Genomic DNA, 24758 nt, shown 5'->3' with positions numbered 1-24758 from the left:
ATTGGAACCATGCATAAGGTGATGCTGCTGATGCTGGCTGCCACACTGACTGCATGTGGACCCTCTCAACTCTCGGAAACGGTAGACGCGCTTACAGCCAATCCCGAACGCATCAAGGAGATTCAACGCCTGTGCAAGGAAGATCGCGCGAAGGTCGATGATGAACTTTGCCGACGCGCCGCAGAAGCCGCAAAGCGGCGTTTCTACGGTGATCGGCCGGAGCAGAAGCCCAGGTAGTCACCCGCGCACTCGCTTCGCTTTGGAAAAATCCGTCCGTTACCTCGCCACGCTGAAATGCGCTCGTGGTTGCAACGCATTTATTGCCCTCGCTACAGCAAGAACTCCTGCTTTTTTAGCCTCAATTCCTGCCATAACGGCCTTTGACCGGCACTGACCCGGCACCGATCCTGACGCCTACGGCACGTCTTTGTGCCGCTTTTTCCATGAGGAATCAGCGCAGGAGAAATCGGAGGCCAGGTCATGCAAGGAACGAACGTGCTGTTCGGTCAGATTGCCGTGGTATTCGGCATCGTGATCGCCGGTGTGTGGGGTGCCACACAATGGACAGCAGCAGCCCTTGGCTACCAACTACGCCTCGGCTCGCCCTGGTTCGATTTTCTTGGCACGCCGATCTACCACCCGTGGAAGCTGTTTGAGTGGTGGTTCGTTTTCGATGCTTACGCGCCGCGCGTGTTTGATACCGGCGGCGCCATCGCGGGCGGCAGCGGCCTGCTCGCGGTGGTCGTCGCCATCGGCATGTCGATCTGGCGATCGCGACAGTCGCGCCTGGTCACAACCTACGGCTCTGCGCGATGGGCCAACGCGCAGGACATTCGCAAGGCGGGTCTCACACAACCGTCCGGCGTGTTCCTTGGCCAGCACGACCGCCAATACCTGCGCCATGAAGGCCCGGAACACGTCCTGACTTTCGCGCCCACGCGCTCGGGCAAGGGCGTGGGCCTGGTGGTGCCGACGTTGCTGTCCTGGCCAGCCTCGGCCGTCATCCACGACATCAAGGGCGAAAACTGGCAGATCACCGCCGGTTGGCGCTCGCGCTTCTCGCACTGCCTGCTGTTCAACCCGACCGATGCGAAGTCGGCGGCCTACAACCCGCTGCTGGAGGTTCGGCGCGGCGCGCATGAAGTGCGCGACGTGCAGAACATCGCGGACATTCTGGTCGATCCCGAAGGCGCGCTGGAGAAGCGCAACCATTGGGAAAAGACTTCGCACGCGCTGCTGGTCGGAGCCATTCTGCATGTGCTCTACGCGGGTGCAGACAAGACGCTGCGCGGCGTCGCCAACTTCCTGTCCGATCCGGCCAGCCCCTTCGAGCTGACCTTGCACCGAATGATGACCACGCCGCACCTCGTCAAGGAGGAAGGAGGTGGCCCGCATCCGGTAGTGGCCTCCGCCGCGCGCGAGGTCTTGAACAAAAGCGACAACGAGCGTTCCGGCGTGTTGAGCACCGCCATGTCGTTCCTCGGCCTGTACCGCGACCCCACGGTGGCCGAAGTCACGTCGCGCTGCGACTGGCGCATCGCCGACCTGATCGCGGCCGAGCATCCGGTGTCGCTGTACCTGGTGGTGCCGCCTTCGGACATATCGCGGACGAAGCCGCTCATCCGCCTGATCCTCAACCAGATCGGCCGGCGCCTCACCGAATCGCTCGACGGCTCCGACGGCATCGAGCGCCGCCACAAGCTGCTACTGATGCTCGACGAGTTTCCGGCACTGGGGCGCCTGGACTTCTTCGAGACGGCGCTGGCTTTCATGGCGGGCTACGGCATCCGCAGCTTCCTCATCGCGCAGTCGCTCAACCAGATCGACAAAGCCTACGGCCAGAACCATTCGATCCTCGACAACTGCCATGTGCGCGTGACGTTCGCCACCAACGACGAACGCACCGCCAAGCGTATCTCCGAAACACTCGGCACCGCGACTGAGCTACGTGCACAGCGCAACTACGCGGGCCACCGGCTGGCGCCATGGCTGGGGCACCTGATGGTGTCGCGCCAGGAGACGGCCCGCCCGCTGTTGACGCCGGGCGAAGTCATGCAGCTTCCGACCGACGAGGCTGTGGTCATGGTGTCCAGCGTGGCGCCGATCAAAGCCAAAAAGCTGCGCTACTACGCGGACAGCAATTTCAAGCACCGCGTGCTGCGGCCGCCTGCGCTTGCGGACAGGCAGTACGCCGACGCGCCGCCGTCGCGGCCTGACGACTGGAGCGGGCTGGCAATTCCTGCCGTTCAGGCTGCATCGGCCACGGCATCCGCCTATGGCCTGGGGAACTTGGCCAGCGATGACGGCGGCCCGCGCCGTCAGCCCGAGCTTTCCGAAACCGTCGCCTATGACCCCGAACTGGCCGCGCCCGCAGCCGACTTGGCGCTGTTCGATGACGACGACGACCTGCCGCTTCCCCTTCCGCGCCAGCTTGATCCGGCCATGCAGAGCGTGGCCCGGCTGGCTTCCCTCGACCCCAGCGACGGAATCGAGCTATGAGTCACTACCGCCTCAACCTGTTCATCCAGCCCGAGCACGCCAAGCGCTTGGACGAGCTGGCCGCCAAGAAAGGCGTGTCCAAGTCGTCCATCGTCGCCGCTGCCTTGGCGTCCTGGCTGTCGCCGGACGCAGCAGACCAGCGCGAGGCGGCCATCGCCAAGCGGCTGGATCGCCTGTCACGGCAGGCCGAGCGCATGGAGCGCGACCAGAACATCGCCATCGAGACGCTGGCGCTGTTCATCCGCTACTACCTGACCGTGAGCACGCCGGTTCCCGAGGCCCATCAGGAGGCCGCCCGCGCCCAGGGCAAAGCGCGCTTCGAGCAGTTCATCGAACAACTCGGCCGCCACCTGCTGCGGGGCCGGAGCTTAGTGCGCGACGTGGTGGAGGAGCTGCATCCCGACCCAATGCGGATGGAAGACGCGGCGGCAGCCGCGCAAGCGCAAGCGCAAGAGCGTGCGTCATGAGCGCCGCTCGGCAGTCCATGAGCGCCTCGTCGCTCGACCGTCGCATCCAGATGCTGCGCACGGCCATGGGGCCGTTGATCGCCGCGGCGCTGGAAGACCCGGACGTGGTGGAAGTAATGCTGAACCCTGATCGCACCTTGTGGATCGACCGGCTTTCGTCAGGCCGCGCACCAATGGGTGTGGAGCTACCCGAGGCCGATGGTGAACGCATCATTCGCCTTGTCGCGGCCCACGTCGGTGCGGAGGTGCATCGCGGCCAACCCCTGCTGTCGGCCGAGTTGCCGGAAACGGGAGAACGCTTCGAGGGCATCTTGCCGCCGGCCGCACCGGGGCCGGCCTTCGCGCTGCGCAAGCGCGCCATCGGCGTGATCCCGCTGGTGCGGTACGTCATCGACGGAATGATTACCAGCGCCCAGGCGGGCTTTCTGGTGCACGCTGTGCGCGAACGCCAGAACGTCTTGATCGCCGGCGCCACCAGCAGCGGCAAGACCACGCTCGCCAATGCGTTGCTGGCCGAGATCGCCGCCACGGGCGACCGCGTGCTCGTACTCGAAGACACGGTGGAACTGCAATGCGCGGCCCGCGACCACGTGCCGCTGCGCACGCAGCAAGGCGTAGTGTCGATGACCGAGCTGGTGCGTTCGTCCATGCGCCTGCGACCGGATCGCGTCGTCGTCGGCGAGGTGCGCGGCGCCGAGGCGCTGGATCTCATCAAGGTCTGGGGCACGGGCCACCCCGGCGGCATCGCCACGATCCACGCCGGCTCCGCGCTCGGCGCGCTGCTGCGCCTGGAGCAACTGATTCTCGAAGTAGCCGTGAACCCGCCCCGTGCGCTGATCGCCGAGGCAGTCAACGTGGTGATCCACATCGCCGGGCGCGGGCGCAAGCGCCGCATCGAGAACATCGCCCGCGTCGTCGGCTTCGACGGCGTGGGCTACCAACTGGCGGACGCGCTGGAAACGCCGTTTCCCGAGCTGCCGCCGATCCCCGATGCCGCACCCGCTGCGGCGACTTCCTCGTCCCCTGACCAACCTGGAGAACTGCCATGACGCAGATGACCATTCCTGCTTTCCGTGTTTCCGTAAATCCGGCTTTACGCCTTGCACGGCTGCGCAGTCTCGCCCGCCCTGCGGGGCAAGGGCTACTGCTGGCCGCGCTGCTGCTGTTCCTGGCCAGAACCGCGCAAGCCGCCGGCTCCTCGATGCCGTGGGAAGGGCCGTTGCAGTCGATCTTGGAGTCGATTCAAGGGCCGGTGGCGCGCATCGTCGCGGTCATCATCATCATCGCCACGGGCCTCGCGCTGGCCTTCGGCGACACGTCGGGCGGCTTCCGCAAGCTGATCCAGATCGTGTTCGGCTTGAGCATCGCCTTCGCCGCTTCGAGCTTCTTCCTGTCGTTCTTCAGCTTCTCCGGCGGGGCTGTCGTATGAGCAGCCTGGATACCTTCGCGGCCGGGTTCGAGGTGCCGCTGCATCGCTCGCTGACCGAGCCGATTTTGCTGGGCGGCGCACCGCGAACGGTCGCCATTGCGAACGGCACGCTGGCCGCCGCTGTCGGGCTGGGGCTGCAACTGTGGATTCCGGGCGTGGTGCTCTGGATCGTCGGCCATTCGCTGGCGGTTTGGGGCGCGCGCGTCGATCCGCAGTTCATGGCCGTGTTCGCCCAGCACATCAAGCACCGCCCGCTGCTGGACGTGTGAGGGGACGCCGCCATGCTGAACCTCACCGAATACCGCCAGCGCCCGGCCTTCCTGGCCGACTGGCTGCCGTGGGCTGGATTGGTTGCGCCGGGTGTCGTCTTGAACAAGGACGGCAGTTTCCAGCGCACGGCCCGGTTTCGCGGGCCTGACCTCGACAGCGCGACGCATGGCGAGCTGATCGCCACGTCGGCGCGGTTGAACAACGCATTGCGCCGCATGGGTTCGGGCTGGGCGCTGTTCATTGAGGCAGAGCGCCGGCCCGCCGCCGACTATCCGCACTCGGAGTTTCCCGAGCCGCTGTCGTGGCTAGTGGACGAGGAACGCCGGGCCACCTTCGAGGACTCGGGCAACCACTTCGAAAGCGGCTATCACCTGACGCTGGTGTACCTGCCGCCCGAGGAAGTGCGCGCCCGCGCGGCGGGGATGCTGTACGAGAACCGGCCGACCGAAGGCGTGGACTGGCGCGGCCGGCTCGATGCTTTCGTGGCGGAGACGGATCGCGTGTTTGACCTGCTCGATGGCGTGATGCCGGAAATCGCCTGGCTCGATGACAGCCAGACGCTGACCTACCTGCACTCCACCATCTCGACGCGGCGTTACCGCGTGGGCGTGCCCGAGGTGCCGTTCCACATCGACTCGCTGCTGACCGATTCTGCGCTGGTAGGCGGCCTGGCGCCCATGCTGGGCGACCAGCACCTGCGCGTGGTATCGGTGCGGGGCTTCCCGACATCGACGTGGCCGGGGATTCTGGACGACCTCAACCGGCTCGGCTTTGCTTACCGCTGGAGCACGCGCTTTCTCTGCCTCGACAAAGCCGAAGCGGAACGGGAGTTGGGACGCCTGCGCCGCCAGTGGTTCGCCAAGCGCAAGAACGTCATCGCGCTGCTGCGCGAAACGATCTTCCAGCAGGAAAGCCCGCTGGTTGATACCGACGCCAGCAACAAGGCGGCCGACGCCGACGCCGCCTTGCAGGAGCTGGGCAGCGATCAAGTCGCCTTCGGCTACCTCACCGCCACGGTAACGGTGCTTGATGCCGACCCGGCCGTGGCCGACGAGAAGCTGCGCATGGTGGAGCGTGTCATCCAGGGCCGAGGCTTCGTCACCATCCCCGAAACGCTCAACGCCGTGGATGCGTGGCTGTCATCGATCCCTGGCAACGCCTACGCGAACGTGCGCCAGCCCATCGTTTCGACACTGAACCTGGCGCACATGATGCCGGTGTCGGCGGTGTGGGCCGGCCCCGAGCGCAATGCCCATCTTGACGGCCCGCCGCTGATCGTCACGCGCACCGATGGCGCGACGCCTTTCCGGCTCGTCACGCACATCGGCGACGTGGGCCACACGCTGGTGGCTGGCCCCACGGGCATGGGCAAATCGGTGCTGCTCGCCACGCTGGCGATGCAGTTCCGCCGCTATCGCGGCTCGCGCATCTTCGCGTTCGACATGGGCCGCTCGATGCGCGCCACGATCCTCGGTCTGGGCGGCGAGCACTACGACCTCGGGACGGATGGCGAAATCGCCTTCCAGCCCTTGGCCCGCATCGACCGCGCGGGCTACCGCACATGGTCAGCCGAATGGATCGAAGGCCGCTTGATGCACGAAGGCGTGGCGACCGGCCCCGACGAGAAAGCGGCCATCTGGTCGGCGCTGGGAAGCCTGGCCGGTGCGCCCATGGAGCAGCGCACGATGACGGGCCTGTCAGTGCTGCTGCAATCGAACGCGCTGCGGCAGGCACTGTCGCCTTACGTGCTCGGCGGCGCCCACGGCAAGCTGCTGGACGCCGACCACGACCGGCTGGAAAGCACCGATGCGGGGTCAGCGGGCGTGCAGTGCTTCGAGATGGAGGAGCTGATGCACAGCAAGGCCGCCGTCATGGCCGTGCTGCATTACCTCTTTGCGCGCTTCGATGAACGCTTTGACGGTGTGCCCACGCTGCTGATCCTCGATGAAGCGTGGCTGTTCCTCGATGACCCGGTGTTTGCCGCGCGCATCCGCCAGTGGCTCAAGACGCTGCGCAAGAAGAACGTCAGTGTCATATTCGCCACACAGAGCCTTGCCGACATCAAGGATTCGAGCATCGCGCCCGCGATTGTCGAAAGCTGCTCCAGCCGCATCTTTCTACCGAACCCGCAGGCGACCGAGCCGCAGATTCGCACGATCTACGAGGGCTTCGGGCTTAACAGGCGGCAGATCGAGATCGTTGCCACGGCGCAGCCGAAGCGCGACTACTACTACCAATCCCGCCTCGGCAATCGCCTGTTCGACCTCGACTTGGGGCCTGCGACGCTGGCCTTCGCTGGCGCTTCCACGCCGCAGGACCAGCGCGCCATTGATCAAGTTCTTGGCCGCTTGCCGCCGGACACCGGCGTGCCTGGCTTCGCGGGCGCTTGGCTGCGCCATCGCGGCCTCGATTGGGCGGCCGACCTGCTGCCCTCGTTCCCCGGCCTTGCGCCGGGTTCCCTCCGTGCTACCGACTACCCACAGGAGAACCCGCAATGAAGATCCGTGCGCTTTCCATTTCTCTCGCTGCCGCGCTATCGCTGACGACATTGACTCCTTCACCAGCACTGGCCTGGCGCATTGTCTTTGATCCGACCAACTATGTGCAGAACACGCTGACTGCAATCCGTACCCTCGAACAGATAAACAACCAGATTCGCCAGCTCCAGAACGAAGCGCAGATGCTGATGAACCAGGCGCGCAACCTCGCAAGCCTGCCGTCCAGCGTGGTCGGCCAGTTGCGCGCTAACCTGGCGACGACCGAACGGCTGATTGCCCAAGCCAGGGGCTTGGCCTACGACGTGACGAATCTGGATCGGGAGTTCGCGCGCCTGTATCCCGAACAGTACGCCGCCACGATCAGCGGCGACCAGATGTACCGCGATGCGCAGGAGCGTTGGAAGAACACGCTCAATGGCTTGCAGACCACGATGCAGATGCAAGCCCAGGCATCGCAGAACCTCCATGACGATGAAGGTGTTCTGACGGATCTGGTCAGCAAGAGCCAATCTGCCGTCGGTGCGCTACAAGCCATGCAAGCCACGAACCAACTGTTGGCCTTGCAGGCCAAGCAGTCCATTCAGACCCAGCGGCTCCAGATCACGCAAGACCGGGCAGCGTCGCTAGAGCTGGCGCGGCAGGCGGCGGCCACGGAGCGTGCCCGCGAGGTGCGACGGCGCTTCCTCGGCGAAGGTACGCCGTATACGCCGCAGTCTGTGAACTTTTACGGCAACTGACGGGAGGCCGCCATGCGATGCGTCCTCGCCCTGTCTGTTGCGGTGCTTGCCGCGCTGCTGGCCGCTTGCGGCAAGCAGCCGGCCGACAACCTTACCGATGCCTTGGCAGTCGATCCCGTGCGGCTCAAGGCATTGCGCGCGCAATGCGCAGCCGACGGGCGGGCCACGGGCGAGGACGCTTGTCGCGACGCCGCCGAAGCCTTCCGGCGGCGCTTCGTTTCCGGCGGGGCCGGGCTGGATGAACACCAGACGCTGTCCGATCTGCCGTCGATCCCGCCCAGCTTCAAGGAACCGGCCGATGGCGTGGCGCCAGCCTTTCCCGCCGAACCGGAGGGCACGCCATGAATGACGTGACCATCATCGACCAGTTCCTTAACACCTTCGCTACCTACATCGACTCGGGTTTCGGGCTGCTGCGGGGCGAAGTGGCGTTCCTCACGGCCACGCTAATCGTCATCGACATGACTCTCGCCGGGCTGTATTGGGCCATGAGCCACGCCACCGGCCAGGGCGAGGACGTGATCGCCAAGCTGCTGCGCAAGGTGCTCTACGTCGGCGCCTTCGCCTACATCCTCAACAACTTCAATTGGCTGGCCAGCATCGTGTTTCGCTCGTTTGCGGGGCTGGGCATCACCGCCACCGGCTCGGCCATCACGATGGAGACCTTCTTGCAGCCGGGTCGGCTGGCGAAGACCGGCATCGACGCAGGGGCGCCGATCTTGAAGCAGATCGGCGATATGGCGGGGTTCCCCGAAGTGTTCGTGAACCTCGACCCCATCGTGGTGATGTTCCTCGCGTGGCTGGTCGTGGTGCTGTGCTTCTTCGTGTTGGCGATCCAGCTATTCATCACGCTGATCGAGTTCAAGCTGACCACGCTCGCCGGCTTCGTGCTGGTGCCGTTCGCGCTGTGGAACAAGACGAGCTTTCTGGCGGAAAAGGTGCTGGGCAACGTCGTGTCCGCCGGCGTCAAGGTCTTGGTCTTGGCCGTCATCGTTGGTATCGGCTCGGGCCTGTTCGCGCAGTTCCAAGTCCATCCCGCCGAGCCGTCCATCGACCATGCGCTGGTCATCATGCTGGCCTCGCTCACTTTGCTGGCGCTGGGTATCTTCGGCCCCGGCATCGCCACGGGTCTTGTGTCCGGTGCGCCGCAGCTCGGTGCGGGCGCGATGGCCGGCGCTGCTATCGGCGCAGCAGGAACGGCGGTGGCCGTCGGTGCCGCCGCAACGGGCGTAGGTGGTGCCGTCATGGCCGGGGCGCGCATGGCCCCGGCTGCCGCCAAGCTGGCCGGCAGCGGTGCGCGCGCCGCCACGTCGGCAGCCAGCAGCGCGAAATCGGCGTTCCAGGCCGGTTCCGCCGCCGCAGGCGGTGGTGCAAAGGGTGCAATGGCGGGCCTGGGCAATGTCGCCAAGACCGGCGCGCAGTCGGCAGGACGCGCGGCGGCATCCCGCGCTTCCGCCGCCGGGCAGCGCATGGCTGCGCCGTTCCGCGCTGGCTGGAATGGCGACGCTGGTGCGTCAGCCGGTCAGCCCGCCACAAGCGAAGCCCCCGCAGGCGGCACCGCTGCACAGACACCAGAGCAACCCGCCTGGGCCAAGCGGCTGCACCGCCGCCAGCAACTCACCCATGCCGCGACCACCACTGCCCACGCGCTGCGCGGTGGCGATGGTGGCGGCTCCGGCCAGGGGCCGAGCCTGCGCGATTCCGATTCATAAGGAGAACTGACCATGCGATTCAAGAAACCGCAGGTGCGCTACGCCGACACGCCGCCGCCTGCCACGCCATACCAAGCTGCCGGCCAGGTGTGGGACGAACGTATCGGCTCGCCGCGCGTGCAGGCGAAGAACTGGCGGCTGATGGCCTTCGGGTGTCTCACGCTCGCGCTGCTGATGGCCGGTGGCCTGGTATGGCGCTCGGCGCAGTCCATCGTGACGCCGTATGTGGTGGAGGTGGACAACGCGGGCCAGGTGCGAGCGGTCGGCGAAGCCGCCACGCCCTACAAGCCCAGCGACGCGCAGACGGCTTACCACCTGGGCCGATTTATCGGCCTAGTGCGCTCGCTGTCCATCGACCCCATCGTCGTGCGCCAGAACTGGCTCGATGCCTACGACTACACGACCGACAAGGGCGCAGTCGTACTCAACGACTACGCGCGCGTGAACGATCCGTTCGCGCGCATCGGTAAGGAATCGGTGACGGTGCAGATCACCAGCGTCGTGCGTGCCAGCGACACGTCTTTCAACGTGCGCTGGACGGAACGCCGTTACGTCAACGGTGCCGCGGCGGGCCTGGAGCGGTGGACGGCCGTGGTGTCCATCGTGCTCCAGCCGCCGCGCACCGAAGAACGTCTGCGCAAGAACCCCCTGGGCATCTACGTCAATGGCCTGTCGTGGAGCCGCGAACTGGATTCTTCCGAAGGAGCCAAGCCATGAATGATCTTTTCCGTAAAACCGCTTTGCCGGTGATCCTGCTTGCGTCGACTGTTCTGTCCACGGGCTGCGCCACACAGGGTAAACCGCCGCCCGTGATCTCGCTCGATGAGCCGGTGCAGGCCCAGCCGCTGCCGGAGCCGCCTGCGCCGGTGGAGGTGGTGGCCGTACCCGAGGTGCTCCCGATGCCGGCGCAGTTGAAGCCGTTGCCCGAAGCCGAGGACGCCAAGCCTACGCCGGAGCCTGCAGACGAGAAGGTGCGCGTCTCGCGCGCCAATGCCGAGGCGCGCGTCGCGCCCACGCGCGAGGGCTACGTCAATGCGATTCAGGTCTGGCCCTTCACCGATGGCGCGCTCTATCAGGTCTATGCGGCCGTGGGCCGCGTTACCGTGGTTTCGCTCCAGCCGGGCGAGGAGCTGGTGACGGTGGCCGCCGGCGATACCGTGCGCTGGATCGTGGGCGACACGTCCAGCGGCAGCGGTGCCGACCTGCGCGTGAACGTGCTGGTCAAGCCGATCCGCTCGGGCCTTAAGACGAATCTGGTTATCACCACCAGCCGTAGGACGTACCTGCTGGAGCTGGCTTCGACGGAAAAAACGTGGATGGCATCGGTGTCGTGGGAATACCCGCGCGACCGGGTGCTGGCCTTGCAGCGCCAGGCGCAGGCTTCCAGCGCCGCCGCGCCGGTGGATTCCGGCTTGTCGCTGGAGAACCTGCGCTTCCGCTACGCGATCAGCGGCAGCAATCCGCCCTGGAAGCCACTCCGTGCCTTCGATGATGGCGCGAAGGTCTATATCCAGTTCCCTCCCGGTATCGCTCAGGGTGAATTGCCGCCGCTGTTCGTGATTGGGCCGCAAGGTGACGGGCAACTGGTCAATTACCGCTTCCGCGCGCCGTACTACATTGTGGATCGCCTCTTTGGCGCTGCCGAACTGCGCCTGGGTGGTGACAAGGGCGACGTGGTGCGGATCGAGCGCACGGATGGCGTGGCACGGAGGAACTGACCATGAGCCAGGACGACACCCCCGACCTCGCCACGCCGCAGGCGGGCAAGGTCGCGCCCGAGGCGGTTGCGCTGCGCGCCCAGCCGCGCCCGGTCACGCGCCTGAACCGGCGGACGCTGGCCATGCTCACCGGCGGCCTGTCGGTCGCCGTGCTCGGGGCCACGATCTGGTCATTGCAGCCGCATCGGCGCGGCGCAGGCGAACAGACCGAGCTTTACAACGTGGATCGTGTGTCGAAGTCTGAAGGGCTGGACGGCCTACCGTCCGACTATTCCAAGCTGCCGAAGGTGCCCGAACTCGGGCCGCCGCTGCCGGGCGATCTCGGCCCGGCCATCGTGAAATCGCAGCAGCCGGTTACGGCCGCCTACACGGCCCCCGGCCACGATCCGAACGATGCGCTGCGCAAGGAAGCCGAAGCGGCCGCAGCCTCGTCCGTGTTCTTCCGTTCAGGTGCGCAGGCGGCCGCTCCCGTGGCGCAGTCGCGGGTCGCCGCCGCGCCGGGCTTCGCCGCCAATGCAGCGTTCGACCCGATGGCCGCCGGACCGGCCTCGACGGCGGCCCAGCCCGCCGACCCGACCGCCGTGCAGAACCGGCAAGACCAGAAAGAGGTTTTCCTGAAAGGTGGTTCTACGGAAACCCGCAATTCCGGCAATCTGGCGCTGCCGGCATCGCCATATCAGGTGATGGCCGGAACGGTGATCGCCGGGGCGCTGGTGACAGGCATCAAGTCCGATCTTCCGGGCGACGTGATCGCCACGGTGACGGAGCCGGTCTTTGACACGGCCACTGGCAAATTCCTGCTGATCCCGCAGGGATCGCGCATCCTCGGGCGCTACAACAGCCAGGTCAGCTACGGGCAGAGCCGTGTCCAAGTCGTCTGGAACCGGATCATCCTGCCCGACACGTCCTCGCTGACGCTCGACAACCTTGTTGGCACCGATCCCGCAGGCTACGCGGGCCTGGAAGACGATGTGGACTGGCATTGGAATCGCATCGTCGCTGGCGCGGTGCTGACGACGCTGCTGGGTGTCGGCGCCGAGCTGGCCGCGCCGGAGAGCCGCCAGGACGGCAATCGCATCGTGATCGCGGGGCGCGACAGCGCGCAGGACAGCATCAATCAGGTCGGCCAGGAGATCACTCGGCGCAACATGAACATCCAGCCGACGCTGACCACGCGGCCGGGCCTGCCGGTGCGGATCATCGTCAATCGGGATCTGGTGCTGCGGCCCTACCAGCCGCTGTTCTTCAATCGGGGAGCTTCGCAATGAGAACGACCAAGAAGCTGCGACTCGGGCCGCTGCCTAAGACCGAGAGCGTCAAGCTGACCTTCGCTTGCCCGGCCAGCCTGAAAGCCGACCTCGACCGCTACGCCGCGCTGTACGCGCAGACGTATGGCGAGGCGGTCGATGCCATGACTCTGATCCCGCACATGCTGGAAGCGTTCATGGCGGGAGATCGTGGGTTCAGGAGGGGAGGGCGGGAGGCTCCAAAGGTTGCAGCGAAGTGAGGCTTGGAGGAAGACCGCTGTGCTTTCTGCGCTATCCTAGAGGGTGATTGACGATGGAGTTGCCAGAGTCGTCGCCCCTCAAATCCCTACATCTTCCGCACCAGACAAAGCTCTTGTCGGATGACGGTAAAAGCGACGGTAGAGGCCCATGTCGATCATCGCAAATCCCTTTAACCACGCGGGCTTGCGAGACCTGTTGATGATCGAGTGGGAATGATCGAGCGGGCCTGACGCCCTGGAGGCAGAGCCTGACGCCTGAGAACGTCAGGCTTTTTTGTGTCGGGCGCGGCGGCGGCCAGCGCTGTGCTCCTCCGCCGATGCTGCCGTGGTCGCCTGCAGCCACCCTTCGCCGATCAGGCCGCCGCGCCGAGTCGGTCCTCAGCCCATTGCATCACCTGCTCGAAGGGGACCTCGGCGCAGCGGCCGAATAGCGTGTGGCTGGCGAGCCGTGCGCGCGTGAGCAAGGGGGAGGGGAGACCGCACAGGAAGCGCGCGACGGCCCGGGGCGAGGCCAGCGCCTGGCCCGTGGCCGCGCGCAGCGCGCCGAGCTCGACGGCGAGCGTCTCGGGGATCGCCGACGCGCCGCGCTCGCGTACCGAGGCGGCCAGGCCCTGGCAGCCGGTGCATTGGCCGCAGGGCTGCGGCAGGATCTCGCCGAAGTGGGCGGCGAGCGCGGCGCTGTGGCAAGCCGACAAGCCGGCAAAGTCGAGGACCTGCATCAGCCGCGCGAGCTCGGCCTTCTCGCGCTGCAACATCCGCCGGTGCAGTGCCGTGGCGAGGGCCTCCCGGTCGTCGGGCGCGCGCAGACGGCGATAGCGATGGCGCACCCCGGCCACCTTCACCTCCAGCATGCCCTGGTCGCCCAGCCAGTCGAGCGCGCGGATCACCCGCTCGCGGTCGCAGGCGAGGGCGCGGGCGGCCGCGGCGGGATCGATGCGGAACCAGAGCCGCTCCTTCGTCGCCAGCCGCAGCAGGTGCTCGAGGAAATGCCGGCGCTCGCCGTCGAAGCGGGCGAGGATCTGCGCCGAGCTCATGAGCGGCTTGAAGCGGTAGTCGGCGTAGAAGGGCGTGCCGCCTTCGAGGTAGCCATCGAGCTCGAGGTAGGTGAGCAGCGTGCGCAGCACCAGCAGGCGCAGGTCGTGGCGCGCGGCCAGTTCGGTCAGCGCGAGCTCGAGTTCGCCCCCTGGCGCGGTGAAGAGCTCGTCGAGGAGGCTGCCGAGCGCCGCCTTGTCGGGCGTGTCGCCGTAGATGAAGTTCTCCAGCACGTTGATGTCGCGGGTGACCAGCAGCAGGTGGCAGGTCGATGGCCCACCATCGCGTCCGGCGCGGCCGATCTCCTGGGCGTAGTTCTCCAGGCTCTTGGGCAGGTTGTAGTGGTAGACGTAGCGGATGTCGGCCTTGTCCACGCCCATGCCGAACGCGATCGTCGCCACCACGATGGCGCGGTCCGAGGCCATGAACCACTCCTGCACGGCGGCACGCTCGTCGTCCTTCATCCCGGCGTGGTAGGCGCGTGCCGGCCACGCCGCGGCGGCGAGGGTGGCGGCGAGCGCCTCGGCGGTCTTCTGCAGGCTGACGTAGACGATGGTGGGGCCGGGGGCACGCTGCGCCAGCAGGCCGAGCAGGGTTTCGTCGCGCGCGCGGGCCTCGACCGCGGAGACGAGGAGCTGCAGGTTCGGGCGGTAGAAGCCGGTGCGAACCGCACACTCGGGCTGGACCGCGAAGATGCGGCAGATGTCGTCGAGCACCGGCGGGGTGGCCGTGGCGGTGAGGGCGAGGATGCGCTCGGCGCCGACCGCGCGGGCGAAGCCCGCGAGCTTGAGATAGTCGGGACGGAAGTTGTGGCCCCATTCGGAGATGCAGTGCGCCTCGTCGACCGCGAAGAGCGAGATCCGTACCCGCGCGATCGCCGCGCGAAAGCGCTCGTTGTTGAAGCGCTCGGGGGCAACGTAGAGCAGGCGCAGGCTGCCGTCGCGCAGGGCCGCCATCAGCGCGCGGTATTCGTCGGTGCCCAGGGTCGAGTCGAGCCGGCCGGCCGCGATGCCGCGCGCGGCCAGCGCGTCGATCTGGTCCTTCATCAGCGCGATCAGTGGTGACACCACCACGGTCACACCAGGCAGCAGCAGCGCCGGCAGCTGATAGCACAGGGACTTGCCACCGCCGGTGGGAAACACGGCCGCGGCCGATCTGCCAGCCATGAGGTGCTCGATGACCGCCTCCTGGCCGGGGCGGAAGCGGCTGTGGCCGAAGTGTTTCTGCAGCGCGCCGAGGAGCGGTTCGGAGGGGCTCATGAGAAGTGGCCTTGCGGGGTCGGGAGGTGTGCGCGGAACAATGCGATACGACTAATAAAGCATGCGAAAAGCATTAACGCAAGGCGCTTTCGGGCGCCGGGGGCTCGGGTGCGCCGCGATCGAGGTAAGATCCGGGCATGAACGACTCCCGCCCCTGCCTGTTTCGCGACTGGTCCACGATCGTCCGCACCACGGTCAAGCTGTGGCTGGAAGCCCAGGTCTTCGTCCACGCGGCGGCGCTCGCCTTCTTCACCATGTTCTCGGTGGCGCCGGTGGTCATCGTGGCGGTCACCGTGGTGGGCCTGGTGCTCGGCGAAAGCGCGGCCGAGGGACGGATCGCCGAGCAGCTCGAGGTGGCGATCGGACCGGAGGCGGCTGCAACCATCCAGACCGCGGTGAAGAACAGCCGCATCCAGCATAGCGGGCTGCTGCCCACCGTCGCCGGTTTCGGCGCGATGCTGTTCGGTGCGACCACGGTGTTTACGCAGATGCAGAACGCGCTCAACGCGATCTGGGGGGTGGCGCCGCGGCCCACGCGCAGCAGCGTGTTCATCTATCTCAAGACTCGCCTGCTCTCGCTCGCGGTGGTGCTCGGCATCGGCTTCGTGCTGCTGGTGTCGCTTTCGCTGAGCATCTTCGTGCGCGCGCTCGTCACCTTCGCGCAGGACTGGCTTCCGGTGCCGGTGGCGGTGATCATCGGGCTGGACTGGGCGATCGCGCTGCTGGTGGTGACCTTGCTCTTCGCCACGATCTTCCGCGTGCTGCCCGACGTGGTGCTGCGCTGGCGGGACGTGCTGCCGGGCGCCTTCGTCACCGCGCTGCTGTTCGCGCTCGGGCGCGCGCTGATCGCCATCTACCTGTCCACGACCGCCACCGCGTCCACCTACGGCGCGGCGGGCTCGCTGGTGATGCTGCTGCTGTGGGTGAACTATTCGTCGCTGATCCTGCTCTTCGGCGCCGCCTTCACCCGCGCCTACCTCGAGGCGCGCGGCTGTGCGGTGCGCCCGCGCGCCACGGCGGTGCTGGTGCATCGACAGCTGATCGAGGACTGACGCCGCCACGCCGGCCGTGGCGCGGCGGCCTTCAGTTGCGCAGCAGCTGCAGCTTGAAGTGCTGCTGGATGAAGGACTGGAAGCTGGCGACGCCCTCGAAGGCGAGGCGCAGCTCGCCTTGCTGCATCGCGTTCAGCTGGTCGAGCGCGATGTAGTTGCCCGGCTTGCGGCCTGCGCCCAGGGCCTCGACCTGGCCGCGCAGGCGCATCCGCACCAGGAAGTCGAAGGCCGCGCGCAGGTCGGCGACCTGATCGGGCTTGAGCACCCCGGCCTCGATGAGCGCCTCCATGCGGTCGTGCGTGCTGCCGTCGAGTCGACGCGCCTCCATGGCCAGCGCCTTGATGCCGTCGGTGATGGCGAAGATCCCGGCCTTCTTGAGGTCGACCTCGCCGCGGTGCTCGCCGGACTTCTCCACCTTGATGCGGCCGAACCACCCCAGCGGCGGAGCGAAGTTGACCATGTTCTGCGCCATGCGCACCAGGAAGCCCTGCTCCTGGCTCATGTGGTGCAGCGCGTGCTCGCGCAGGGTGTCGGCGAGCTCGCGCCGACCGTAGAGCGGGCGCAGGTCCATGAACATGCTGCCGGTCATCACATGCTCCGGCGTCGGTGCCGACAGCCACTGCGTGAGTTCGCGCTTCCAGGCCGTGAGGCTGCGCCGCCAGGCGGGGTTGCGCGCCATGATGCCGCCGGGGCAGGGCGGAACGCCGATCGAGATCAGTGCCTCGATCAGGTCGCTGGAGAAGGCCTCGAGCCGGGCCAGCTCCTCGCCCTGTACCGTGTCGGCGAAGATGATCGCGTTGTCCTGGTCGGTCGACAGCGTCTGCTCGCTGCGGCCCTCGCTGCCCATGACCACGAAGGTGAAGTCCGCGGTGAGATCGGGGTAGCGGTCGCGGCGCAGCAGGTCGATGAGGCGGATCAGCACCTGGTCGTTGAGGTTGGCGATCAGCTTCACGGTGTCGCGGATCGCGATGCCGGTGCCGGCGAGGTGCACGATCAGCTTCTGGATGCGCTGGTGGAGCTCGCGCAGGGCCTCGATCGAGTCCGCCTTCTCGATGTCGAGGACGAGCTGGTGGGGCGAGTGCGCCTGCAGGCGCAGCAGGTCGGTGACGGTGACGATGCCGGCGAGCGCGCCCTTGCGGTCGACCACCACCAGGCGGTGGATGCCGTGGCGCGACATGCGGTAGAGCGCCTCGTAGAGCACGTCCTCCTCGCCGATCGTGATCACCGGCGCGCTCATCACGTCGCGCACCTCGAGCCCGGCCGGGTCGCGGCCGGCGGCGATCACCTTGTTGCGCAGGTCGCGGTCGGTGAGGATCGCGGTCGGGCGCTCCCCTTCGACGACGACCACGCAGGAGATGCTCATCTCGCGCATGCGGCCGACGATGTCGACCAGCGTGTCGTCGGCGCTACAGCTCACCACGCGGCGCTGCTCGATCTCCCGGATCGGACGAAAGAACTCGTTTTCTTCTGCCATGGCTACTCCCGGGGACGCGTCGAATGCGTCATTTTACCCGGGTGCGGCCGCTTCAGCCTGCCGCTGCGGCTGCGAGCACCAGGCCGGGATCGAGCGCGACCACCTCGCCGATCATGATCAGGGCCGGCGCGCGGATGCCGGCTGCGCGCACCGCCGCGGGCAGGGTCGCGAGCGTGGCATGGACGCCGCACTGGCGCGGCGTGGTAGCGGCGTGGATCACCGCCGCGGGCGTGTCCGCCGCGAGGCCGTGCGCGATCAGCTGCGTACAGATGATCTCGAGCGCGCCCAGGCCCATGTAGATCACCACCGTCTGGCGCGGGCGGGCGAGCGCCGGCCAGTCCAGGTCGACCGTGTCGTCCTTGAGATGGCCGGTGGCGAACACCAGGGTCTGCGCGTGCTCGCGGTGGGTGAGCGGAATGCCGGTCGCCGAGGCCGCGCCCGCTGCCGCGGTGATGCCGGGCACGACCTCGCACTCGATGCCGGCGTCGAGCAAGGCCTGCATCTCCTCGCCGCCGCGTCCGAAGATGAAGGGGTCGCCGCCCTTGAGCCGCACCACGTCGTGGCCCTCGCGCGCGAGCTCGACCAGCAGGCGGTTGATCTCGTGCTGGGGCAGGGCGTGGTTGCCCGCCTCCTTGCCCGCGTAGAGGCGACGGGCGCCGGGTGGGATCAGCGCCACCACGGCCTCGCCGACGAGGTGGTCGTAGACGACGACCTCGGCGCCGGTGATCAGGCGCAGCGCCTTCACGGTCAGCAGGTCGGGGTCGCCCGGGCCGGCGCCGACCAGATGCACCTTGCCGTGGCCTTGCGCACGCGTGGACCGCGGCCGCTCGGCGGGGCCTTCCGGCGTGCCGCGGGGCGGCAGGGCGGCACGACTGGCGCGAAGGAAGCGCGGCTTGACCGCGCCGGCCGGCGAAGCATCCGATCGAAAGGTTCCTGCCTGCATGATGTGGGCTCCAGCACCGTCTCTTGAAATCCGTTGCGGCGGAAAAAGACCCCGCCAGGGGCCGGAAAACCGCTTGTCCAGGACACCGCGAAATCCTCGGGCGGGCGCATGGCGACGTCGTTCCGGCGTCCCCGAACTTTATCCTCGGAGTTGATGTGGAAAATTAATTCACATCAAGGATGGGGCCGCCCCGGAAAAACCATACTGCCATCACACTGTTGTTTCACATCCCGTGTCGTGTGTAAGGAGAGGGCAATGCAAAAGAAAGGTTTGTTCGGTTCGGCGCTGGCGCTGGCGATTCTGCCGCTGGCCATGAGCAGTGCTTGGGCGGCGGATGCGCCCAAGCTGACCGCAGAAGAAATGGAGAAGGGCAAGCTGATCTACTTCGAGCGCTGCGCGGGTTGTCACGGCGTGCTGCGCAAGGGCGCCACCGGCAAGAACCTCGAGCCGCACTGGGCCAAGACCGCGCCGGACGGCACCAAGCTCGAAGGCGGTACGCTCAAGCTCGGCACGGATCGTCTCGAGAAGATCATCGCCTACGGTACCGAAGGCGGCATGGTCAACTACGACGACATCCTGACCAAGGAAGAGATCAACCTGATGGCGCGCTACATCCAGGTCGAGCCGCCGATTCCGCCCGAGTTCTCGCTCAAGGACATGAAGGACAGCTGGAAGCTGCTTGTTCCGGTCGACAAGCGTCCGACCAAGCAGATGAACAAGGTCAACCTGAAGAACGTGTTCGCGATCACCCTGCGCGACGCGGGCAAGCTGGCCCTGGTCGACGGCGACACCCACAAGATCTGGAAGATCCTCGATACCGGCTACGCGGTGCACATCTCGCGCCTGTCGGCTTCGGGTCGCTACGTGTACACCGTCGGTCGTGACGGCCTGACCACCATCATCGACATGTTCTACGAAGAGCCCACCACGGTCGCCACCGTGCGCCTGGGTTCGGATGCGCGTTCGGTCGACACCTCGAAGTTCAAGGGCTACGAGGACAAGTACCTGATCGGTGGCACCTACTGGCCGCCCCAGTACTCGATCATGGACGGCGAGACCCTCGAGCCGATGAAGGTCGTGTCGACCCGCGGCAACACCGTCGATGGCGACTATCACCCCGAGCCGCGCGTGGCCTCCATCGTGGCCTCGCTGACCAAGCCGGAGTGGGTGGTCAACGTCAAGGAAACCGGCATGATCCTGCTGGTGGACTACAGCGACATCAAGAACCTGAAGTCCACCACGATCGAATCCGCCAAGTTCCTGCACGACGGCGGCTGGGACGCTTCGGGCCGCTACTTCATGGTCGCTGCCAACGCGTCGAACAAGGTCGCCGCGGTCGACACCAAGACGGGCAAGCTCGCCGCCCTGGTCGACACCGCCAAGATCCCGCACCCGGGTCGTGGCGCCAACTTCGTCCATCCGGAATTCGGTCCGGTGTGGTCGACCGGCCACCTGGGTGACGCCGTGGTGTCGCTCATCTCCACCGCTTCCGACGATCCGAAGTTCGCCAAGTACAAGGATCACAACTGGAAGGTCGTGCAGGAGCTGAAGATGCCGGGCGCCGGCAACCTGTTCGTGAAGACCCATCCGAAGTCGAAGAACTTCTGGGCCGACGCGCCGATGAACCCCGAGCGCGAGCTCGCCGAAGCGGTGTTCGTGTTCGACAAGGCCGATCTGAAGAAAGAGCCGGTTCGCCTCGACGTCGCCAAGGATTCGGGCCTGCCCGAGAGCAAGGCGATCCGCCGTGCGGTGCAGCCCGAGTACAACGAAGCGGGTGACGAAGTGTGGATCTCGCTGTGGGGCGGCAAGACCGACCAGTCCGCGATCGTGATCTACGACGACAAGACGCTGAAGGTCAAGAAGGTGATCACCGATCCGGCCATCGTCACGCCGACCGGCAAGTTCAACGTGTACAACACGATGCACGACGTCTATTGATCGATCGTCAGGTCAAGCTCTGAAAAACCCCCGCGCCCCTGGCGCGGGGGACCGAGGGGAAGAGTTCCATGTCTGAACAAAACAGCGACAACTCCAAACAAGAAAATTCGGGCGGCCTGTGGGCACGCCTGCGCCGTCCTTCCGCTAAGTCGCTGGGCGGCCTGTTGGCTGTTGGATTCGTGGTGGGCGTGCTGTTCTGGGGCGGTTTCAACACCGCGATGGAAGCCACGAACACCGAGAAGTTCTGTATTTCCTGCCACGAGATGTATGACAACGTCTATCAGGAATACAAGGAGACCATTCACTACAACAACCGCACCGGTGTCCGTGCGGTGTGTTCGGATTGTCACGTCCCGAAAGACTGGACCTACAAGATGATCCGCAAGATCCAGGCCTCGCGCGAGGTCTGGGGCAAGATCACCGGCACCATCGACACCCGCGAGAAGTTCGAGGCCAAGCGCCTGACGCTCGCGCGTCGCGAATGGGCGCGCATGAAGTCGGTCGACTCGCGCGAATGCCGCAACTGCCACAGCTTCGAGAGCATGAACAAGGAAGCGCAGAAGCAGCGGGCGCGCAAGCAGCATGAAATGGCGGTCGAGGACAACATGACCTGCATCGACTGCCACAAGGGTATCGCCCACCACAAGCCGGAAGGCATGACCGAGGAAGACGAGGAGTAAGATCCCTCGTGCATCACAGGCCAACCCAAGCACAGCGAGGATATGACGATGAAAAAAACGATGATTGCCGGCGCAGTCGGTGCTCTCCTGGCCCTCGGTACGGGTAGCGCGCTCGCGGCCGCGCCCGACTGGGGCAAGGTCGAGGGCAAGGACATCACCGCCTTCTATCCCGGCGTTTCGCCGCTGGAGTGGATCCAGAAGGGGACGGAGCACGGTGGCGCGCGCGCACTCAAGAAGGGCGAGACCTGTGCCGACTGCCACAGCGACGAGGCGGCCGACATGGGCAAGAAGATGGCCAGCGGCCAGAAGATCGAGCCCACCCCGATCGCCGGCAAGGCCGCCTTCATCCCGGTGAAGGTGCAGGCCGCGCACGACGGCGAGAACCTCTACGTCCGCTTCTCCTGGAAGCAGCCGGCTGCCTCGGGTGCCGCGAAGATGGACGACAAGAACCCGGTCAAGATCGCGTTCATGCTCGAGTCCGGCGGCAAGGTCGACCTCGCCGACCAGAGTGGCTGCTGGGCGACCTGCCACACCGATTCGCGCACCATGCCGGGCGCGGACGAGGCCAAGACCAAGTACGTCAAGGGCGGCTCGCTCGCCGAAGGCAAGTTCTACGACCTCTACCAGTGGCGTAGCGGCGAGAACAAGGGCTACAACGGCTACGTCGCCGACAAGCGCGTGATGGAAGGCGGCAACGCCCTGGTCAGCGCCGAAGGCAAGAAGGACGGCGACAACTGGTCGGTGGTGTTCACCCGCAAGCTCGCAGCAGGCGAGGGCGACGTGAAGCTCGAGTCGGGCAAGGCCTACAACTTCGGCTTCGCGATCCACGATGACAGCGCGGCGGGCCGTTTCCACCACGTCTCGCTCGGCTACAAGCTCGGCCTCGACACCGACGGCCACATCAAGGCGGCCAAGCAGTAATCCGGTCCGATCCCGCCCATGCCCCTGGGCGGTGTTCGATACGGCGGAAGCATCCGGCGAACCCGGGGCTTCCGCCGTTGTCCTTTGCGATGGATCCATCGCGACCCTGCGGTCGCCTGCGCATGAAACGGAGATGACGATGAACGCGAGATTCGCCCCCGCCTGCCTCCTTGCCGCCGCTTTTTCGCTCGCTGGCGGCGGCCCTGCTGTCGCCGCAGAGCATCAGGTCGTCGTGGAGAAGTACGCCTTCGCGCCGATGGAACTGCGCATCAAGCGCGGCGACACCGTGACCTGGGTGAACAACGAGAAGCGGGTGAGCCACTCGGTGCTGCTGCTCGGGCGCAACGAGGAGTCCGAGCGCTTCTTCCCCGGTGAGAAGTGGTCGCGCGCCTTCCCGGAGGCGGGGCGCTTCGAGTATCGCTGCGGCCCGCATCCGGAGATGCTCGGGGTGGTGATCGTCGAGGAGTGATCCGCGTCGCCGCTGCACGCCGGCGCCGCACGCCGCCACCCTCCGGCATCGCCGCCCTCCGAAGTGGTTGGCGGATGGGGCGGGGCGCGGGACAGAGGGCAGCAGGGGGCTGGAGCGCGGCGGCAAGCGCGCGGGCAAGACCCCTTGCCCGTCGAGGTTGATTCGAGTCAAGGTTTCGACCCGACCGAGGGCCCATGCTCTTCCCCGATGCCTTACCGCCGGATGCCAGCATGAAGATTCCGCCACTCCTCGCCCACGCCGTGGTCCTCCTCGGCGCCGCGCTCGTCTCCGCCTATGCCGCAGCCTCCGAGCGCCTGCCCGTCGAACCCGATCCGGCGCGCGCGCGCGAGCTGGTGCACATCGTCCGCCAGGACTGCGGCTCCTGCCATGGACTGAGCTTCAAGGGCGGGCTCGGGCCCGCGCTGACGGCCGAGGCGCTCGCCGACAAGCCGGCCGAGGGCCTCGTGGCCACCATTGTCGGCGGCCGCCCGGGCACGCCGATGCCGCCCTTCCAGACCATCCTGTCCGAGGCCGAGGCCGAGTGGATCGTGTACTGGCTGATGCGCGGCTTCCCCGCCGATGCCGGCCTCCCGCAGGCCGCCGCACGCAACTGAACCGTCGCCGTCCCGCCCTGGCTTGGCGCGCGGGCGCGGACGGCAGTCTTCCCGGTGGCCCGCGGCCACCCCAAGCTCCCGGAGTTCCCATGTCCTCGCGTGAAGTTCGTCTCGCACCGCCCGCCCTGTGGGGCGTGGTCCTCTCCGCCATGGTCGTGCTGCTGTCGGCCTGCTCGAGCACGCCGCCGGCCGCCTTGCGCGGCACCGGCGACCTCGGCGTGGTGATCGAGCGTGCCGACGGCAAGGTCAAGGTGATCGAGACCACCGGGCGCAGCGTGCTCGCCACGGTCGACGGCCTGGGCGATCTCTCCCACGCCTCGGTGGTGTTCTCGCGTGATGGCCGCTACGCCTTCGTGTTCGGCCGCGACGGCGGGCTCACCAAGGTCGATCTGCTCGAGCGCCGCATCGCTGGCCGCAAGGTGCAGGCGGGCAACGCGATCGGCGGTTCCATTTCGCACGACGGCAGCCTGGTGGTCGTGCAGAACTACGAGCCGGGCGGCATCAAGGCCTTCGACGCCGACACGCTCGAGCTCGTCGCCGACGTGCCCGCGACCACCGAGGACGGCACCCGCTCCAAGGTGGTGGGCCTGGCGGACCTGTCGGGCAAGCGTTTCATCTATTCGCTCTTCGAGGCGGGCGAGATCCGCATCACCGACTTCTCCGACCCCAGGAACCCGGTCACCCAGCGTTTCGCCGGCGGCAAGCAGCCTTACGACGCGCTGGTCACGCCCAACGGCCGCTACTACATCGCCGGCCTCTTCGGTGAAGATGGCCTGGCGCTGATCGACCTGTGGAACCTCGACAAGGGCAGCCGCAAGATCCTCTCCGGCTACGGCCGCGGCGAGCAGCCCCTGCCGGTGTTCAAGATGCCTCACCTGCGCGGCTGGTCGGTCGCGGGCGGACGTGCCTACCTGCCCGCGATCGGTCGCCACGAGGTGCTGGTGGTCGACACCGGTACCTGGCAGGAGGTCGACCGCATCCAGGTCAAGAGCCAGCCGGTGTTCGCCATGGCGCGCCCGGACGGACGCGAGATCTGGGTGAACTTCGCCTTCCCCGACAACGGCTGGGTGCAGGTCATCGACACCGTCACCGGCAAGGTCACCGACACGCTGCAGCCGGGCCGCGGCATCCTGCACATGGAGTTCCTCTCCAAGGGCCACGAGATCTGGCTGTCGGCGCGCGACGACAACAAGGTGGTGATCTACGACACCGCCAGCAAGCAGCAGATCGGCGGCTTCGACTCCGCGAGCCCGAGCGGGATCTTCTTCACCACGCGCGCCGCGCGCACGGGCTTCTGATGCCGCGCCAGGCCATCCTGCCCGAGGCGCTCGACGCCACCGGCTTCCGCCTGCTCAACGAGTGGCAGCGCGACTTCCCGCTCGAGCCGCGGCCCTTCGCGCGCATCGCGCAGGCGGTGGGCGCCGCCGAGGACGATGTGATCGCGGCCTACCGCGACCTGGCCGCGCAGGGCCTGGTGAGCCGGGTGGGCGCGGTGTTCGCCCCGCGCCGCCTGGGCGCGAGCGCGCTGGCCGCGCTGGC

General features: G+C 66.9%; 24 protein-coding genes and 1 pseudogene. 22 read left to right on the top strand and 3 right to left on the bottom strand.

Annotation, left to right across the window (positions count from 1 at the left end; all coding sequences use genetic code 11):
• Positions 1-9 precede the first annotated feature (9 nt).
• The 14 genes from C667_RS24855 (at position 10) to C667_RS06170 (ending at position 12837) form a co-directional block, all read left to right on the top strand.
• The gene (locus C667_RS24855) at positions 10-237 is read left to right on the top strand and encodes an EexN family lipoprotein (RefSeq protein WP_083881277.1); all 228 of its coding nucleotides are present in this window, start codon (positions 10-12) and stop codon (positions 235-237) included.
• Positions 238-480: 243 nt separating this feature from the next.
• On the top strand, positions 481-2499 hold the full coding sequence (locus C667_RS06230; protein ID WP_004358733.1) for a conjugal transfer protein TraG: 2019 nt from the start codon (positions 481-483) through the stop codon (positions 2497-2499).
• A complete protein-coding gene (locus tag C667_RS06225) occupies positions 2496-2966 on the top strand; it encodes a ribbon-helix-helix protein, CopG family (RefSeq protein WP_004358731.1) in 471 nt (156 codons plus the stop codon). The genes C667_RS06230 and C667_RS06225 overlap by 4 nt, the downstream gene beginning before the upstream one ends.
• The gene (gene trbB, locus C667_RS06220) at positions 2963-4015 is read left to right on the top strand and encodes a P-type conjugative transfer ATPase TrbB (RefSeq protein WP_028839641.1); all 1053 of its coding nucleotides are present in this window, start codon (positions 2963-2965) and stop codon (positions 4013-4015) included. Before C667_RS06225 ends, trbB begins: the two co-directional genes overlap by 4 nt.
• A 5-nt stretch (positions 4016-4020) precedes the next feature.
• Complete coding sequence (locus C667_RS06215; RefSeq protein ID WP_442478169.1) at positions 4021-4395, top strand: TrbC/VirB2 family type IV secretion system protein; 375 nt, start codon at positions 4021-4023, stop codon at positions 4393-4395.
• A complete protein-coding gene (locus C667_RS06210; RefSeq protein WP_004358727.1) occupies positions 4392-4664 on the top strand; it encodes a VirB3 family type IV secretion system protein in 273 nt (90 codons plus the stop codon). Before C667_RS06215 ends, C667_RS06210 begins: the two co-directional genes overlap by 4 nt.
• Before the next feature lie 12 nt (positions 4665-4676).
• Positions 4677-7163: a conjugal transfer protein TrbE gene (trbE, locus tag C667_RS06205; RefSeq protein WP_004358724.1), complete on the top strand. Its 2487-nt coding sequence runs from the start codon at positions 4677-4679 to the stop codon at positions 7161-7163.
• Entirely contained in the window at positions 7160-7900 is a 741-nt protein-coding gene (trbJ, locus tag C667_RS06200; protein WP_004358722.1) for a P-type conjugative transfer protein TrbJ, read from the top strand. The genes trbE and trbJ overlap by 4 nt, the downstream gene beginning before the upstream one ends.
• A gap of 12 nt (positions 7901-7912) precedes the next feature.
• The gene (locus tag C667_RS06195; protein ID WP_004358720.1) at positions 7913-8245 is read left to right on the top strand and encodes a hypothetical protein; all 333 of its coding nucleotides are present in this window, start codon (positions 7913-7915) and stop codon (positions 8243-8245) included.
• Positions 8242-9612: a P-type conjugative transfer protein TrbL gene (gene trbL / locus C667_RS06190; RefSeq protein ID WP_004358719.1), complete on the top strand. Its 1371-nt coding sequence runs from the start codon at positions 8242-8244 to the stop codon at positions 9610-9612. Before C667_RS06195 ends, trbL begins: the two co-directional genes overlap by 4 nt.
• Positions 9613-9624: 12 nt before the next feature.
• Positions 9625-10329 carry a conjugal transfer protein TrbF gene (gene trbF / locus C667_RS06185; protein ID WP_004358717.1) on the top strand — a complete coding sequence of 235 codons (705 nt, stop codon included), beginning with the start codon at positions 9625-9627 and terminating at the stop codon, positions 10327-10329.
• A complete protein-coding gene (gene trbG, locus C667_RS06180) occupies positions 10326-11330 on the top strand; it encodes a P-type conjugative transfer protein TrbG (protein ID WP_039920876.1) in 1005 nt (334 codons plus the stop codon). The genes trbF and trbG overlap by 4 nt, the downstream gene beginning before the upstream one ends.
• 2 nt (positions 11331-11332) lie before the next feature.
• A complete protein-coding gene (locus C667_RS06175) occupies positions 11333-12598 on the top strand; it encodes a TraB/TrbI/VirB10 family type IV secretion system protein (protein ID WP_004358713.1) in 1266 nt (421 codons plus the stop codon).
• Positions 12595-12837 (top strand): DUF2274 domain-containing protein, encoded by a 243-nt coding sequence (locus tag C667_RS06170; RefSeq protein ID WP_004358711.1) that lies wholly within the window; start codon positions 12595-12597, stop codon positions 12835-12837. The genes C667_RS06175 and C667_RS06170 overlap by 4 nt, the downstream gene beginning before the upstream one ends.
• A 353-nt stretch (positions 12838-13190) precedes the next feature.
• On the opposite strand, the gene C667_RS06165 is transcribed toward C667_RS06170, so the two are convergent.
• Positions 13191-15128, bottom strand: coding sequence for a RecQ family ATP-dependent DNA helicase (locus tag C667_RS06165; protein WP_004358709.1), 1938 nt, complete (start codon positions 15126-15128; stop codon positions 13191-13193).
• A 137-nt stretch (positions 15129-15265) separates the two neighbouring features.
• On the opposite strand from C667_RS06165, the gene C667_RS06160 reads away from it, so the two are divergent.
• Entirely contained in the window at positions 15266-16180 is a 915-nt protein-coding gene (locus C667_RS06160) for a YihY/virulence factor BrkB family protein (protein WP_004358707.1), read from the top strand.
• Positions 16181-16211: 31 nt separating this feature from the next.
• On the opposite strand, the gene C667_RS06155 is transcribed toward C667_RS06160, so the two are convergent.
• Together C667_RS06155 and cobA are read right to left on the bottom strand one after the other, a co-directional pair.
• Positions 16212-17654: a putative nucleotidyltransferase substrate binding domain-containing protein gene (locus C667_RS06155; RefSeq protein WP_004358704.1), complete on the bottom strand. Its 1443-nt coding sequence runs from the start codon at positions 17652-17654 to the stop codon at positions 16212-16214.
• A gap of 52 nt (positions 17655-17706) precedes the next feature.
• Positions 17707-18597: a uroporphyrinogen-III C-methyltransferase gene (cobA, locus tag C667_RS06150; RefSeq protein WP_004358702.1), complete on the bottom strand. Its 891-nt coding sequence runs from the start codon at positions 18595-18597 to the stop codon at positions 17707-17709.
• Positions 18598-18852: 255 nt separating this feature from the next.
• Here cobA and C667_RS06145 point away from each other — a divergent pair, with 255 nt between their 5' ends.
• From C667_RS06145 to C667_RS06115, 7 genes and pseudogenes are all read left to right on the top strand, one after another.
• Complete coding sequence (locus tag C667_RS06145) at positions 18853-20535, top strand: nitrite reductase (RefSeq protein WP_004358700.1); 1683 nt, start codon at positions 18853-18855, stop codon at positions 20533-20535.
• A gap of 68 nt (positions 20536-20603) precedes the next feature.
• The gene (locus tag C667_RS06140) at positions 20604-21215 is read left to right on the top strand and encodes a NapC/NirT family cytochrome c (RefSeq protein WP_039920875.1); all 612 of its coding nucleotides are present in this window, start codon (positions 20604-20606) and stop codon (positions 21213-21215) included.
• Between the two features lie 42 nt (positions 21216-21257).
• The gene (locus C667_RS06135; RefSeq protein ID WP_039920874.1) at positions 21258-22136 is read left to right on the top strand and encodes an ethylbenzene dehydrogenase-related protein; all 879 of its coding nucleotides are present in this window, start codon (positions 21258-21260) and stop codon (positions 22134-22136) included.
• Positions 22137-22275: 139 nt separating this feature from the next.
• Positions 22276-22605, top strand: coding sequence for a cupredoxin domain-containing protein (locus tag C667_RS06130; protein ID WP_004358694.1), 330 nt, complete (start codon positions 22276-22278; stop codon positions 22603-22605).
• A gap of 230 nt (positions 22606-22835) precedes the next feature.
• Positions 22836-23219, top strand: a complete 384-nt coding sequence (locus C667_RS06125; RefSeq protein WP_004358692.1) for a c-type cytochrome — start codon at positions 22836-22838, stop codon at positions 23217-23219.
• 89 nt (positions 23220-23308) lie between these two features.
• Positions 23309-24517: a cytochrome D1 domain-containing protein gene (locus C667_RS06120; RefSeq protein ID WP_004358690.1), complete on the top strand. Its 1209-nt coding sequence runs from the start codon at positions 23309-23311 to the stop codon at positions 24515-24517.
• A pseudogene (locus C667_RS06115) lies at positions 24517-24758 on the top strand (siroheme decarboxylase subunit beta); the annotation flags it as partial. The gene C667_RS06120 and the pseudogene C667_RS06115, both read left to right, overlap by 1 nt.

Origin of the sequence: Thauera phenylacetica B4P, assembly GCF_000310225.1 — a bacterium.
Classification (GTDB): domain Bacteria; phylum Pseudomonadota; class Gammaproteobacteria; order Burkholderiales; family Rhodocyclaceae; genus Thauera; species Thauera phenylacetica.
This window is presented reverse-complemented; position numbering and strand designations above follow the sequence as displayed.

Coding starts and splice junctions, on each gene's coding strand:
- C667_RS24855 (WP_083881277.1), top strand. CDS start 10: ATGCATAAGGTGATGCTGCTGATGCTGGCTGCCACACTGACTGCATGT.
- C667_RS06230 (WP_004358733.1), top strand. CDS start 481: ATGCAAGGAACGAACGTGCTGTTCGGTCAGATTGCCGTGGTATTCGGC.
- C667_RS06225 (WP_004358731.1), top strand. CDS start 2,496: ATGAGTCACTACCGCCTCAACCTGTTCATCCAGCCCGAGCACGCCAAG.
- trbB (WP_028839641.1), top strand. CDS start 2,963: ATGAGCGCCGCTCGGCAGTCCATGAGCGCCTCGTCGCTCGACCGTCGC.
- C667_RS06215 (WP_442478169.1), top strand. CDS start 4,021: ATGACCATTCCTGCTTTCCGTGTTTCCGTAAATCCGGCTTTACGCCTT.
- C667_RS06210 (WP_004358727.1), top strand. CDS start 4,392: ATGAGCAGCCTGGATACCTTCGCGGCCGGGTTCGAGGTGCCGCTGCAT.
- trbE (WP_004358724.1), top strand. CDS start 4,677: ATGCTGAACCTCACCGAATACCGCCAGCGCCCGGCCTTCCTGGCCGAC.
- trbJ (WP_004358722.1), top strand. CDS start 7,160: ATGAAGATCCGTGCGCTTTCCATTTCTCTCGCTGCCGCGCTATCGCTG.
- C667_RS06195 (WP_004358720.1), top strand. CDS start 7,913: ATGCGATGCGTCCTCGCCCTGTCTGTTGCGGTGCTTGCCGCGCTGCTG.
- trbL (WP_004358719.1), top strand. CDS start 8,242: ATGAATGACGTGACCATCATCGACCAGTTCCTTAACACCTTCGCTACC.
- trbF (WP_004358717.1), top strand. CDS start 9,625: ATGCGATTCAAGAAACCGCAGGTGCGCTACGCCGACACGCCGCCGCCT.
- trbG (WP_039920876.1), top strand. CDS start 10,326: ATGAATGATCTTTTCCGTAAAACCGCTTTGCCGGTGATCCTGCTTGCG.
- C667_RS06175 (WP_004358713.1), top strand. CDS start 11,333: ATGAGCCAGGACGACACCCCCGACCTCGCCACGCCGCAGGCGGGCAAG.
- C667_RS06170 (WP_004358711.1), top strand. CDS start 12,595: ATGAGAACGACCAAGAAGCTGCGACTCGGGCCGCTGCCTAAGACCGAG.
- C667_RS06165 (WP_004358709.1), bottom strand. CDS start 15,128: ATGAGCCCCTCCGAACCGCTCCTCGGCGCGCTGCAGAAACACTTCGGC.
- C667_RS06160 (WP_004358707.1), top strand. CDS start 15,266: ATGAACGACTCCCGCCCCTGCCTGTTTCGCGACTGGTCCACGATCGTC.
- C667_RS06155 (WP_004358704.1), bottom strand. CDS start 17,654: ATGGCAGAAGAAAACGAGTTCTTTCGTCCGATCCGGGAGATCGAGCAG.
- cobA (WP_004358702.1), bottom strand. CDS start 18,597: ATGCAGGCAGGAACCTTTCGATCGGATGCTTCGCCGGCCGGCGCGGTC.
- C667_RS06145 (WP_004358700.1), top strand. CDS start 18,853: ATGCAAAAGAAAGGTTTGTTCGGTTCGGCGCTGGCGCTGGCGATTCTG.
- C667_RS06140 (WP_039920875.1), top strand. CDS start 20,604: ATGTCTGAACAAAACAGCGACAACTCCAAACAAGAAAATTCGGGCGGC.
- C667_RS06135 (WP_039920874.1), top strand. CDS start 21,258: ATGACGATGAAAAAAACGATGATTGCCGGCGCAGTCGGTGCTCTCCTG.
- C667_RS06130 (WP_004358694.1), top strand. CDS start 22,276: ATGAACGCGAGATTCGCCCCCGCCTGCCTCCTTGCCGCCGCTTTTTCG.
- C667_RS06125 (WP_004358692.1), top strand. CDS start 22,836: ATGAAGATTCCGCCACTCCTCGCCCACGCCGTGGTCCTCCTCGGCGCC.
- C667_RS06120 (WP_004358690.1), top strand. CDS start 23,309: ATGTCCTCGCGTGAAGTTCGTCTCGCACCGCCCGCCCTGTGGGGCGTG.